Genomic DNA, 13,411 nt, shown 5'->3' on the forward strand with positions numbered 1-13,411 from the left:
TTACGTCCTAAAAGTCTACATTAGTTTGAAGACATACAACTATACTGAATACTCCCTGATAGTATAGGTTGAACTCTTTCTTTTGTATCTTGTATTACTTGTTTTATACCAAGCATAGCAGATTGTTCATTTATAAGATTAGTTTTCAACTCCTTTTTTAAGGACTTTAAAAACTTAGTATTTCTTTTGTAATGCTTAGCAAACCATTTAGAAATATATTTTTCAAAATCATTTTCTTTATGCTTGGATTGATGCAAACTAAACAAAGGTTCGGCATCAAGTAAAGAACCATAAGTGAGATTTTCTTTTTGGAAATTTAATGTTGAATGCATTATATTCTGAAAAGAATCAGATTGATAAAAATCTTTGATACATAAGCAATAAATATTTACTTGGTAGTGATTAATTCCCTTAGTGATCCATTTGCATTTACGAATATTATTTAATTCATCAATATCGTAAAAACAAAGGGTAATAATAGGATGATTGAGCAAGTTATTCTGTGAATAAAAAACAAAACCCACTAATTTTTTTTTGATTAATTCTTCAAGTTCATGTTTTAGTTCGCTTGATAATTTTAAGCTTTCAAGCTTGTTAATGAAGGATTTCATAATTACAGTATTTAAGGTTAACAACTGCAATTTCTTAACTTGATTCAAGGTAATCTATTCAATTAAAAGATATTATAGTTTGTGATGCGAATAGTATATCTTCTACAAAAAGTTCATTTTTATGAATCTAAAAAATTATAAAGAAACTATTATTTGGTTTGGGATGATACGCATATTCATCGATTTAATGACTTGCATTGTTGAACTAAAAACTGATCAAGATAATACTCAGGCTGATTAAATGTATATTTTATCCCTGATATAGAATAGTTTACCAATATGTAAGAAGGTACTTTTATATAAACCTTAAATAACTTGAATTATGAAAGCAATCAAAATCCCCTTAGAATCACATTTGTGGACTAAAAGAGGCATCAAATGCCCTTATAAAATTATTAAAGAAATGTTTTCTTCCTACAGCTTAGAAAGCTATAAGACATTTTTAAATGAGTATTCATATTATGTATTAGAAATAAAAAAACGGTATAAAGGAACTGCTGGAGATATAGTATATAGATTTTTCATACTCCATTCTGTGTTTAGAGCATGCTATACTATTTTTAAAAAGCCTAAAGGGTTTGAGAAACGAAATTTAACTATCCCTAAAACAGAAGATTTTAATGATTTCTACTTAGGCTCTCTCACATTAGAAGAATACTTAAATCCTTATATGACCTTTAAGAATATTTTTACAATGGTTAGCCTAGAAGATTTAGATTATTTTTCAGCTGATTATATACAAGATGCTTTAAAAGAAAACCGAATTTTTGAAGTACACTACCAAATTCCTCCTATCTATTTATATAAGCTACTAGATGCTTGTTGGTTAATTTATAAACGAAGTTCTTATCCACAACGAAATGACATTTAAATCATCGAGATGTGTCTTTGTCCTTACAAATTGAAAATTTGAACCGGAACAAAGATCACTCGTTTTTCTCCCGAAGGTCGCAAAATTGGTAAGACGATGAAAAGAGAACACAAGATAGAATTTAGAGTTACCCTAACGGAATCTCTGCTTATAAAAAACAAAGCAGATAAAATTGGTTGTAGCGTTTCTGAGTACCTGCGTAGTACTGCACTTGGGTACGCACTTAGCTACAAACTAACACAAGATGAAATTGAAGTTTACAAACTCCTAAACAAGTTTGCTGATAACTTTAGAAGAATTGGTAACCTGTTTAAATTTGGTGATACCACAGGCGTAAAAGAAGTTACTATTGAAACTGCAAACTTAATTAGAGATCATCTTCAAAAACTAAAGTAATATGATAGCTAAAGCAAAAACGTGTATTGGAGGAACAGCTCTTTTTAATTATGTGATTAATCCAAAAAAAGGTTATGAACTTGTTAGAAACAATCTTTCGGGGGAAACTCCGAAAGATATGTTTCAAACTATGCAGATTCTACAAAATCAAAACTCACGCTGTAAGAACAATACAATCTCCGTTGTTATCTCACCTACTATTGAAGATAGTAAGAAGATGACAGATAAAGATTTAAACAATCTTGTTCATGATTTTTTAGTTGGTTTAAAGCTAGATCCCAAAAATGCGCAATACATTGCTTTTGTTCACACTGAAAAAGAGCACAAGCACATTCACATACTGGCTAATCGTATTGATGAAAATGCAAAGGCATTAAAGGATAATTATATCGGATTTCAAGCCCAACGTATTGCTCATGAAATAGCTTTAAAATATGGTTGGACCTCTATGAGACAAGAAAACGAAAACAAAAAAGAACAAGTAAAAGCTAATCAGAAACAAATAGCCCAAGAGATTAAAAAAGCGCACTACCATGTTTTAAAAGAGCAACCTAAAAGCTTACAACAGTATATTGATATGATGCGTATGCATCAAATAGAAGTAAAACCAAGTGTAAACAAACAAGGCAATATTCAAGGATACCGGTTTATTCACTTATCCACTAACACAAATCTAAAAGCAAGTGAGGTTGATCGCAATCTAAAACTAAATGAACTGTTTGAAAATAATACTCCCAAACATAGTGATGATTTATTTTACACTGTTCTACTTAAAGATCAAGACAAGCACATATCATTTGAGAAATGGAACACCAATACAGTAAGTCTGTTTAGTTTTCTAAACTCCTACGGAAATTACTATGAGGACTATACTCCTGATATCAATAAAAAGAAAAAACGAACGATAAGACGATAGTTATGGCAAAGCAGCAACCAACACTTACAGAACTCACTGAGCTACTTTTTAAACAAGTAGTTTACTTGCAAGAAACAATGAAACATAACATAGCTCAGCAAGTTGAGCTATCTAAAAGAATAAAGAATATTGAAGTTAAAGTAAACGTGTCTGAACTTAAAAAAGTAGAGGAAGAGCAAACAGAACGACTTCACTCTTATCTGAATCATTTTTGCGTTAGATTACAAGCAATTAATGAACAGCATTACAAAGTAAATAGGTCTATTAACTCAAAGAAGATTCTATACCTAGTATTACTTAATATCTTCTTTTTCTTGGTTGCCTGTTTGTGCATATACAAACTGAAATAGCAACATTGTTAGGTGAAGTATTTCAAATATTAGTTTTTTGTGTAACTTTACGATTCAATCTTTTTTAAATCAATGGCTTTATCTTATGAGCCTTCTTAACTCAGCTATTAATTATGGAACATAAAATACACCAAGGAAGAAATGTAAAGCGTTTTAGAGAAATGCTTGGAATCAAACAAGAGGTTCTTGCTTTTGATTTGGGAGAGGATTGGAATCAAAAGAAGATATCAGTATTGGAACAAAAAGAAGTAATTGATAATTCATTACTGCAACAGATTTCTAAGGTACTTAAGATACCTGTTGAAGCAATTGAAAATTTTGATGAACAGCAGGCGATTAATATAATATCAAGTACATTTAATGATATTAATTATAATCCTATTTTCAATAATAGTTCTATTGATGCAATTGTGAAGCTTCATGAAGAAAAGATTGCTTTGTATGAGCGTATGCTTAAAGAGAAAGAAGAAATGATGAATCGTTTAGAAAAGTTGATTCAAAGTAAATAGACATTAGATTATATCGTATATAATAAAAAAAGGTCGAACTACTATGAAGGGTATTCTACCTTTTTTGTTTTTAGGTAATTAGTCGAACCTTAAAAAGTCATTTTAAACATTTTATTCCAAAATAGTAAGTAGGTTATTGTATGAAAAGCTTCTTTAAAAAAGAGCCAAAAAGATGATTTACATTTGTTAATCACTCTTTTAAAATTAAATGCAGCTGCTACTAACATAATATTGATATTATCTCCTACAATCCCTTTATAGAAGTTACGATTTAATCTATGATCTGTTTTAAGGTGACCTATTACAGGTTCTATTGCTGCTCTTTTTTTGTGAGCATTACTCAATATTCTTACGTTTGTAATAACTATCTGATTTTTTAGGTGTTGATGGAATCAGAATTTCTGTTTCTCCTACCTGTTTTTTACCTTTATAATCACGATCAACTTTTGCGATTTTAGGAGCTTTACCTGTTAGTTTTTTTACCTGCTCTAATACAGCTTCTAAGGTGTGACCATCATATTCATTACGGAATCCCAGTGCTCCTACTATTACTCCTGAGTCTGTTTTGACAAATGAGGTCTTATTGCCAAATTCATACTTCTTATGTTCTTTGCCTTTTCAGATACAGCATACTGCTTGTTCATGTAAGGAGTAAATTTTGTTCTTTGAACTCCTAGTTTGGGACAGCACTTGTTGATACATTTCTAATTCTTTATGATGTACTGAATCAGGCGCTAATTTTCTCTGAAGTTCTCTTACAAGTCGTCCTGCTATTGTTTTTACTTTCCTGTCAGCTTTCCTTGCTTTTACACTATTTTTAGGGTGATTTCTAAAACGCTGAGATATGGATAACTTCTTTAAATTTCGGGTATAAGTCTGTCTGACTTCTATTTTTTCTCGTTCTGTTATTGACTTACATTTTTTTATAATTTTTCTATGAAGCTTAGCATCTGTGGGGTAGGTGATGTTTTTTCTTGAACGGTGGTATCTATATTTACATTGTCATCATCTTTATCTTCTTCATTTACACGAATACTTTCTTTTAAGATTAATTCCACTCCAGATTCTCCTATTCTATTTCGAAAATGAACTAACTCCGAAGCTTCACATGGTTTTCCTGTAGCGAAAGATTTTTCCCCACAAAAATATTGGTAATAGTTGTTTTCGCTCCATTGAGCCACTACAACTTCATCTGATACATTGCGAAGATGTTTTAAAATTAAAAGTCCAACCATTAATCTAATTAGTTTGGCTGGACGACCTTTTCCACTAATATATAACGGCGAAAAAGCTTGTTCAAAAACGTTCCAATCTATTTTATTAGCCAACTTATATAAGCCGTGTTTTCGATCTAAGATCTCTTCAAAAGTTGATAAAAAACTCACTTGATTTGGGATTTTATTGTGTGCTAACATTGTAAATAATTTGCAAGGTTTAGACTCGAAAGATACTAGATCTTGCAATGTTTTTCATTAAAAAACAATCATATTACAATGATTAACAATAAGATGGGGTGTTTTTAAGGACTGACTATTTATAGATAAGTGGTTTTATCTCTTTGCTGAATGAGTTTACAAGCATCCAACATTTTATGAAAGTTCAGCATTGAAACATTACAACAATAGTCTTTATGATATAAACTATTAGCCATTGTGGCTAAAATTAAGTCAAAGAATGATTTACTTATTTGTTCAATGGTAAATCGATTAAAGACATTCACAAATACTATGTAGAGATTCTTATATTCATCATTATTAAGATACTTCGATTTTCTTAATTCTTTCTCAGATACTTTCGAAACAGTAAGTCCTTTTTTATTCATTCTATAACCTATTTTATTAATGTGGTTAAGAGTAAGATTGAACCAAAAATTAGCAGGAGTATAGCATAGAGATAAACGGGTGGATTGTTTTTTCGTTTTCTTGCTTTTTCCATTTTAGCTAAGGCTTTAAAATAGGATTCAGACAATTCGCCTTGCGTATCTAAAGCCTTCATCTGATCCATAAAGTGTAGTACGAAACTAAAATACACCTCTGCTTCTTGTTTTCCTTCTTCATTGTTTTTGGATAGTAGATCATAAGTTATTAAAATATTATTTTTCAAACGAATCCTTAGTCCCGGAGCAGGATTATCCCAATTCAACCAAGTGAACTTCAAGTCTATCCAATAGGAGTGAATTTTTGCATAGGGAATATCTCCAAATACTTTGGATTGTATTCCTGATGAAGTAAGGCTTACGGTTTCGCGTCCTTGGCGTGTAGATTGAATAATCTTAAAAACACAATACCCACAAATCATTACTATCAAAAGGATAATAAAAAAAGTAGCTAACTCAATATAATTAGAGTTTTTAATCAAGAAAAAACTTTCAATAAGGAGTAGGGATATAAGCAGTGCAAATCCTCCTATAATAGCACCAAGTAGTCTGTAAATGTATTTGACTTTGATCAATCTAAATTTAAAACTTGCTTTTTCCATCTGTTTTTAATTTTTCATAGTTCTATTTCCATGTATTTCTGTACTATTTGCTTCGTATAGGATCCAGGAATCGGAAGTTCTGTTACAGCCAATTTTATTGGATAGTTTCCAATCTGTATTATCATTTGTGGTCTATCTAATTTGATGATTCCTTTGTATTTAACTTTCAATCCTACCTCAAAAACAAAGGCAAAAGTAATTGTTCCGGATACTGTTACCTGTTTTTGTGTTCCCTGCATTAATTCCTGCTTTTGTTCCGAGAGCTGGATATAACGCACTCCATAACACAGCAGAGAGTGAGGGAGTCTAGTGATTTCTACTTCAGCATTTGTCAATATAGCTGAATTGATTATCCTATATCCTCCAGAAATGAGATAACTAAAATCAACGGAAACTTCCTCACCATTATCAAACTTGAAACTGAATCCTTGCCTGCGTCCACCTACTCCGACCAGCTGCCCTCGGATCACTTCTTTTTTAGAGTGTATTTTATCTTTTTCAAACAATATTGCTTTCTTGCGATATGCCAAGAACATCCATCGAAAAGCAAATATCGTAATCCATACCGTGAAGATAGCAAGCGTGCCAAAAATTAATACTACTAATCCTAAATCAATGATCTCCGCATCTTTTATGCTGTAACGATTTGACCGTATTTCATCATAAACCAAACGAATAAGGAGGTAGCTTAAGTAAGTTAAACAACCAGTAAGTATCAGACCTACCCACTTATTTGCTTGCGCAGAACGATAACGCATGATTAAGTCTTTTCTTTCTTTTTTGCTAAGTGTTTGTTTGTTTCTAATCATTTTTTATCTATTTTCAACTCAAATGTAAACTCACAGTCTCTACCTTCAGGATGAATTATCCGAATGTATTTCTTTTGAGATTCTTCATCCACCTCAAAATAAACTATACTGTTTTTAGCTATAGATTGTCCATTAAGTTTTGTGTTCTCGGCAATATGTGCCTGAATTGGCTTTCCCTCTTTGCTGAGAACAATTTCTCCACACACGGGCAACTCTGCTATATATTGGACATCCAGCAGATGACCTCTTATAGTTTCTTCCCTTAGATACACACTCCAATCTTTATCAAAAACAAACCCAAAAAAATCTGTAGATTCTGAAAGTGTTACCCACCAAATATCGTCTAAAGTAGCGTGTTCTTTTTTCTTAACATCAAATCTATTGCGCCATCTTATGCGTGTCCCTTTGGGTAAAGAAAGCCTAGGAAAGTCTAAATCTGTATCCAACACCGTGTTTTGTGTACGCTCTAGCTTACGATCATTGAGTTCCGCCCGCCATTTATAAAACACCTGATTGTCTAAATAAACGTAAGCACCATATATTCCTAGCATCAGGATTAATCCACCTATAAAGATTAGGAAGCCACTTCCTATCTTACCGCCTAAAGAAGTAGTGACTATAAACCACCTTTTAGCTAAGAATAGTAACAGCCCTCCTATTAAGAGGTAAACATACCAGAGCGTAATGGCAAAGTAATAGATCAAGTATAATATTCCTACCATAGTTTTCTTAATTCAGCTTATTCAATTTTTTTTAAATATTACAAATCCCTGTGAGGGGATGCTCTCAAAAAGCACGATATAAGTTTGAGGAAGCACAACGTCTTTAATTCTATCAAATTTAATATCTTCATACAAAAACCAAGACTGCTCTTGATAGGGTACAGATATGCCTTCTGCTTGTGGGAAGTTTTGTGTGAAGTATCGACTGCTCCAATCTGCAGAAGAGGTTGTAAGTTTTTTGTCACTCTGTTTGTCAAACACATGGAATCTTACGGTTTGTATTTCGGAGTCATCTGTTTCAGGCTCTACAGTCAACTTGATATAATATTCTTCCAAAAAATCATCTAATATAAAGCTGGTTTGCGCTTTTGCCAACTTAAGCATACCTAATACGATAATTAAAGTTGTTAACCAATGGGAACCTATATATAGTGTTTGTTTTCTCATTCGAATACTTATTGATTTTTATGTGATGTCCCTTTAATACGTTTTCTTATTTCTATTGCCTCTTGCAATTCTTTTATTGAAGAGTCTGTGATTTCCTCTGGGGGAGTTTCAACTGGATCCCCATTTCCGTTATGCTTATACAGATGAAATGAAAAAGTAATATCTTGATCATTATTTAAAAATTCGACAATAGTTTTTGAGGCTATTTGAAAACTTTCTAGATCCATTCCTTCACTTTCCATAGCTATAAGATACCATTTCGGTTGAGAAGCCTGTAGCTGTTTAGAATGGCTGCGATTGTTAAACATGGGTGCATGTCGATACAGCTGCTTTTTAAGTTCTGCTTCGGATTCGAAAATAAAATGTCCAACAAATTGTAAACCTAAGTTTGAGGCAGTCTCTTTTTCCTCGCTATTGTCCAATAGAAACTTGATAGATTTAGATTCTTTTGGGTTTCCTATTCCAGAGCTTTTAAGTTGTTTCCAAACTCCATTTTCATTTTCTAGAGACAGATAGAAGTTTCTCTCTTTCGGATGAGTCAAAAAGTTCAGGATCTGCGTATCTGTATTCAGTGCGTTCAACTGATCTAGCTCCTCAATTTTTGTACTCTTGATATAGGGAACTAAGTGAAGCTTGGCTAAGCTATCGTTGGTGTACATATATATTGCGCCCTCCTTCGCAATTGCATTTCTTAACAATACGGGATACTGGTCCATACGTTGCTGAGAATATGTCATCATATCTCTCATAGGTTTTGTCTTGTAATATTCGATTATTTTACCGCCAAAAAATCGAGCAAACAAGACAAAACCAATAATAAAGCTGAAAGGGATCACAATATTCTTTCGTAGTTTTTTCTTCCGAGCTTTAGCAATTGCCCGAATTGCTGTCTCATATTCGTTTTCCTGCGGTGAAAGAGAAGGAGAGGAGATTGTCTTTTTTGAAGAAAAACTAGTTTCTTTATTCAAATTCTGTTTATAAACCTCCCAATACCTAGTGAAATCAGATAAGAATTTTAAGTACTCTTCCAGTTCGGTGTTGTTTTGGTCAGGCTTGGGGTGAAACCGAATGACTTTTTCGTTCTGTAATTTTATTTTTAGAGTTGGAGAAGCCATATTCCAATTTATCCATGGTAAGCTTTGCCTTATGCTGTAGCTATTGATGTCCTCAAATCGGATAATACCGAAGTATTGGGAATTGAAACGATTTGTTCTTAGAATTATCTTTTCAGGTTCTGCATATTTTGCACGAACTTTCCGCCATTTCCAAACACTGTAAATTATATTGCCTGTCATTGACATTAGTACAAAGCCTATTAAGTATAAGATGTAAATAGATTGACCTTGATACTTCAGTAAAAAGATGACAGGGACAACAATCATCAGTAACAAACCTCCAAACAGACTCAGCAAAAAAAAGTAGGTTGGTTGAAGTTGTGTGATATAGAAGCGATATGTTTTTAAGTTTTGCATCCCTTGACTTAGTTGTTTGTTCATACCTCAACTACCATTGTGATGATGTGGTATTAACTAATTAATATGAGCAAAAATATGTTAATAAATAGATATTCTTATTATATGAAGCGTCTACAAAGTATCTACATATAAGTTTAATTATTGATTGTTAGTCTTTTACAAGTGTTAAATCGAAGGTCTATTTTTTGTTCTATATTTGACAACAATCAGAAATAGAATGAGAAGAACTTGTTTTTTTTATATATGTTTAATACAGTTCCTATACGTTGTATGGACGCCTTCGTTTGCTCAAAAAGCAATAAGTGATTCGCTGGAGGTATTGCTGTCCAATTCTCAGTTAGACACCCAAACTCGAATTTTAAGCTTGTGTCAATTGGCAAATAGCATTTCATTAGCCCACCTTGATAAGGCTATTCAAACTAATAAAAAAGCCATTGTACTAGGCCAAAAACACCAATATACAGACGGTCTCTGTCTCGCATGGTCACAGCAAGTGCAGTTTGAAATGATCCAAAGGGATGGCATAGCTGCTCAGAAAGCTGCTGACAGTATGTTCTACTATGCACAAAATGCATCTAAACTTTATAAAGGAATTGCCTATTTCAGAATGGGCTATTTGCAAAATTTACAAAACAAACCTGAAGATGCATTTGAGAGTTGGGAAAAAGCTATTCCCCTACTGGAAGAGAATAAAGGACAAAAGTACTTGTCAAATATTTATTACCTAAAGTTCGGAATATATTCGGAGCGTGAAAATCAAAACGACGCAGCAAGATATGTCTGTTTAGCACTGGAAACTGCACAAAAAAGCAAAGATATAGATGCGCAGATCAAAGCTTGGCAGATTAACGGTACCCATGAAGTAGATTTATTTGAACGAAAAAGGGACACTTCTCGTCTTCAGACTGCAGAAAATGCTTTTGAACAATCCATTTCACTATACAAGCAACATGAGACTTCTATTAAGAATCCAAGTGTTGTGGCTCTTTCTGCACTGTATCTGGCGAACTTGTACCTGGAATATGATTCTTCTTTAAAGAAAAAAGAGATAATAGAATACGTGAATCTTGCTTTACGAACTTCGAAAGAAGTCAACAATATTGAGATGCAGGCTAACGGATATGCAATACTCGGCAAAATCCATATGCAGGCTTCAGATTGGTCTAAAGCCGAAAAAGCACTACTAACACAAAAGGCCTTAGCTAACTCACTGCCTTCGTCTAATTATTATTTAGAGTTGAATAACTTGGAATTGTTGGCTAACCTGTATGAAAAAAAGGGAAATACGCAAAAAGCTTTAGACTATTATCAAAAATATATAACGACTTATAAAAAAGTATTCGACTCGAAACAGACCGAAATTATTCAACAGCTGGAAGCTCAATATGAGAATGACAAAAAGAGTAAAGAATTGGAATTGCTACACCAAAAAAATGCTTTTCAAAAAAGACAGACTTGGCTGTATAGTGCCATAGCACTTATTACTATAACAGGATTATTGTTTTTGTTTGTAGCGTATAGGTTTAAACTAAAATATGCTTTGGAACGGGAAAAGCTTCAAATTGAGGAAGCGGCAAGATTAAAAGCTGAACAAACTTTAATCGCACAGGAGAAAGAACAATTGCAAAAGGAATTGATGGTCGGGATGCTGCAAATAGAACGTGGTGCCGAATCGCTCAAGGAATTAAAAGAAAAAATAGAAACTGCCAAAAGCCAACATCCCCAGCTCAATCAATTTATCAAAGAAGAACTGAGAATCAACAATGATTTTGACCTGATCCGCTCAGAAATACAAGATATTCACCCAGATTTTTTCAAGCAATTACAGGATAAAGCCTCTGAAAAACTAACCCAAACCGATCTGCGCTATTGTGCTTATTTTTCCCTCCAATTTTCCACTAAGCAAATAGCCGAACTCTTAAATGTTGCACCCAAAAGTGTCCGCATGGCAAAATATCGTTTGAAACAAAAATTTGAATTGGATAAGGAAGATGATTTCGATGCTTTTCTTCAGGGTTTGTCGTAATTCATCAATTAACTTCCTTAATTTCAATTTCTTTAAGCGCTCTTTTGTTGAAGGAATAATATCATCATATTCTTCATAATTTTCAATCACACTCTCCAACATATTCTTTGCCAGCAGTTTATTGCCTTTGGTAGCATACGTGTCCGCAATCAAGATGAAACTCTTGGCCACACCCAGTAATCATGCTCCTCCATATTATTGACCAGATCAAAGACCATTTCCTGAGCTTTGTCCTACTGTTTGTTTTTATACTGTAGTCGTCCTATACAATAACGTGCCTCTGCATCAATAACTGTCTTGCTTATCATTGTCGCCAATTCTGTTTTACTTCATAACAAACGCTTTATCTCCTTTCTTTAGCAATGCCTGTGCACTGTACAAATGTGCCCTAGCTATATCTTCCTCAGATAGTCGATCAGAATTCTCTATCAAATACACATACTTCTCCACTTGATCCAAGTCTCCTATATGTAGGTAATATTTCTTCAAGTTCTGATGTAATCTCCAGTTTTTAGAGGTGCACAATCGCTTCATTATATTCCTCCAAGCTCATGTATAACGCAGCTGCCGTCAGCAAGGTATTCTCTGTATATTTGCTCGTCCAGTCATTCAGAATAATGTTAAGATTCTTTTAGCCATTTTAAAGGCTGCTAAAGTGGTGTTTTCTGTTGACATATCTTTACTCAAACTCCATCCAATAACCTTTCTATCATATAAATCTATTACTGTATGTAGTTAGATAAATAACCCCTTCTTTAACAGCGATATAAGTAATGTCAGACACCCAGGCTTTCCCTGGTTCAGTTTGTTTAAATTGTCTATCTAAAATATTATCAACCACTAAATAATTGTGTTCAGAGTCTGTGGTTATTCTATATCTACGAGTTAATTTACTACGTAATCCTAACTCTTTCATGTACTTAGCAATAGTTAGTTTAGATATGTTACTAATATCGATTTGGATTTTTTTATACAAATAAATTTGAATCGAAAGAACATTATTTTTACGTTTATAATCAATTACTAATGTGGTTGTTATGCAAAGGTGCTAATTACTCTACTGACAATAAATATTTTAAAGGAATTAGTCGATTAGATGAACTGTTTGAACGTGCATGTTACTATCAATTATTTGATACATTTGTTGAACTAGGTTTTACTCCTATCATTGATGATAATATAAATTTTCTGAATGAAGCTAACATTTATGAAAAAGTAGTGTTTGAAAAAAACAGCTTTAAAATTACTTTATATTATCAGAGCTTACCTATAAATTTAACAACAATTAAAAAGCATACAAATAATTTAAGACCTGATTTTATTATTGAGTTTGATGATTTATCTTATGTTATTTTAGACGCAAAATATAAAAAACTAAATAATATAGAAAAGTATGATTATGAAAATTTAGCTTTAAAATATTTACATAGAATTGGGCCTAAAGAAGGAGGATATCTGAAAGCAATCGCTTTGTTAATTCTTTTTCCTAAAAATGAAACTCACCAAAGTTACCACTCTAAAGAGGAATACTCTATTATTGGAAATAAGACAGTTTATCCATTTATAGGAAGTTTAGGACTTGATTTTGATAATTCTGATTCCGGTCTAAAGGATGTTATAAAAAGAATATTAGAAAATAAATATATAGAATAGACTTTTCCTAATGGCTTATAATAAAAAACTACCCAATTAGAAAATCTCTTGGTAGTTTAAGCCTCAATTTTTTTACTTATCCCACAACTTTTGATTGTGATCCCTAATAGCGGATCAATCTCAAAAGTTGTGTGTGAATTAAAAACTA

The 13,411-nt window shown here is 32.6% G+C and carries 15 protein-coding genes and 1 pseudogene; 7 read left to right on the forward strand and 9 right to left on the reverse strand.

Annotation, left to right across the window (positions count from 1 at the left end):
* Positions 1–20: 20 nt before the first annotated feature.
* Positions 21–611 carry a hypothetical protein gene (locus GJV76_RS14125; protein ID WP_230381565.1) on the reverse strand — a complete coding sequence of 197 codons (591 nt, stop codon included), beginning with the start codon at positions 609–611 and terminating at the stop codon, positions 21–23.
* Between the two features lie 322 nt (positions 612–933).
* On the opposite strand from GJV76_RS14125, the gene GJV76_RS14130 reads away from it, so the two are divergent.
* The 5 genes from GJV76_RS14130 to GJV76_RS14150 all read left to right on the forward strand — a co-directional run bounded on the left by GJV76_RS14130 (position 934) and on the right by GJV76_RS14150 (position 3,653).
* A complete protein-coding gene (locus GJV76_RS14130; protein WP_155093249.1) occupies positions 934–1,482 on the forward strand; it encodes a hypothetical protein in 549 nt (182 codons plus the stop codon).
* Between the two features lie 96 nt (positions 1,483–1,578).
* Positions 1,579–1,878, forward strand: a complete 300-nt coding sequence (locus tag GJV76_RS14135) for a plasmid mobilization protein (protein ID WP_155093250.1) — start codon at positions 1,579–1,581, stop codon at positions 1,876–1,878.
* 1 nt (position 1,879) lies between these two features.
* On the forward strand, positions 1,880–2,794 hold the full coding sequence (locus GJV76_RS14140) for a relaxase/mobilization nuclease domain-containing protein (protein ID WP_155093251.1): 915 nt from the start codon (positions 1,880–1,882) through the stop codon (positions 2,792–2,794).
* Between the two features lie 2 nt (positions 2,795–2,796).
* Positions 2,797–3,144 (forward strand): hypothetical protein, encoded by a 348-nt coding sequence (locus tag GJV76_RS14145; protein WP_155093252.1) that lies wholly within the window; start codon positions 2,797–2,799, stop codon positions 3,142–3,144.
* Positions 3,145–3,257: 113 nt separating this feature from the next.
* The gene (locus GJV76_RS14150) at positions 3,258–3,653 is read left to right on the forward strand and encodes a helix-turn-helix domain-containing protein (protein ID WP_155093253.1); all 396 of its coding nucleotides are present in this window, start codon (positions 3,258–3,260) and stop codon (positions 3,651–3,653) included.
* Positions 3,654–3,742: 89 nt separating this feature from the next.
* On the opposite strand, the pseudogene GJV76_RS14155 reads toward GJV76_RS14150, so the two are convergent.
* The 7 genes and pseudogenes from GJV76_RS14155 to GJV76_RS14185 form a co-directional block, all read right to left on the reverse strand.
* Positions 3,743–5,068: pseudogene (locus tag GJV76_RS14155) on the reverse strand (IS5 family transposase).
* A gap of 119 nt (positions 5,069–5,187) precedes the next feature.
* Entirely contained in the window at positions 5,188–5,475 is a 288-nt protein-coding gene (locus tag GJV76_RS14160) for a hypothetical protein (RefSeq protein WP_230381566.1), read from the reverse strand.
* 8 nt (positions 5,476–5,483) lie between these two features.
* The gene (locus tag GJV76_RS14165; RefSeq protein WP_155093254.1) at positions 5,484–6,131 is read right to left on the reverse strand and encodes a hypothetical protein; all 648 of its coding nucleotides are present in this window, start codon (positions 6,129–6,131) and stop codon (positions 5,484–5,486) included.
* A gap of 14 nt (positions 6,132–6,145) precedes the next feature.
* Positions 6,146–6,940 carry a hypothetical protein gene (locus GJV76_RS14170; RefSeq protein WP_133711962.1) on the reverse strand — a complete coding sequence of 265 codons (795 nt, stop codon included), beginning with the start codon at positions 6,938–6,940 and terminating at the stop codon, positions 6,146–6,148.
* Complete coding sequence (locus GJV76_RS14175; protein WP_155093255.1) at positions 6,937–7,662, reverse strand: hypothetical protein; 726 nt, start codon at positions 7,660–7,662, stop codon at positions 6,937–6,939. The genes GJV76_RS14170 and GJV76_RS14175 overlap by 4 nt, the downstream gene beginning before the upstream one ends.
* 21 nt (positions 7,663–7,683) lie before the next feature.
* The gene (locus tag GJV76_RS14180; RefSeq protein ID WP_155093256.1) at positions 7,684–8,109 is read right to left on the reverse strand and encodes a hypothetical protein; all 426 of its coding nucleotides are present in this window, start codon (positions 8,107–8,109) and stop codon (positions 7,684–7,686) included.
* A gap of 8 nt (positions 8,110–8,117) precedes the next feature.
* Entirely contained in the window at positions 8,118–9,605 is a 1,488-nt protein-coding gene (locus GJV76_RS14185; protein ID WP_155093257.1) for a hypothetical protein, read from the reverse strand.
* A 352-nt stretch (positions 9,606–9,957) separates the two neighbouring features.
* On the opposite strand from GJV76_RS14185, the gene GJV76_RS14190 reads away from it, so the two are divergent.
* Positions 9,958–11,610 (forward strand): helix-turn-helix transcriptional regulator, encoded by a 1,653-nt coding sequence (locus tag GJV76_RS14190; RefSeq protein ID WP_196216234.1) that lies wholly within the window; start codon positions 9,958–9,960, stop codon positions 11,608–11,610.
* 324 nt (positions 11,611–11,934) lie between these two features.
* On the opposite strand, the gene GJV76_RS14195 is transcribed toward GJV76_RS14190, so the two are convergent.
* Positions 11,935–12,144 (reverse strand): hypothetical protein, encoded by a 210-nt coding sequence (locus GJV76_RS14195; protein WP_155093259.1) that lies wholly within the window; start codon positions 12,142–12,144, stop codon positions 11,935–11,937.
* 492 nt (positions 12,145–12,636) lie between these two features.
* Between GJV76_RS14195 and GJV76_RS14200 the strand changes: the two genes are divergently transcribed.
* Positions 12,637–13,263: an McrC family protein gene (locus GJV76_RS14200; RefSeq protein ID WP_155093260.1), complete on the forward strand. Its 627-nt coding sequence runs from the start codon at positions 12,637–12,639 to the stop codon at positions 13,261–13,263.
* Positions 13,264–13,411 lie beyond the last annotated feature (148 nt).

Origin of the sequence: Myroides albus (assembly GCF_009711045.1) — a bacterium.
Taxonomy (GTDB): Bacteria; Bacteroidota; Bacteroidia; order Flavobacteriales; family Flavobacteriaceae; genus Flavobacterium; species Flavobacterium album_A.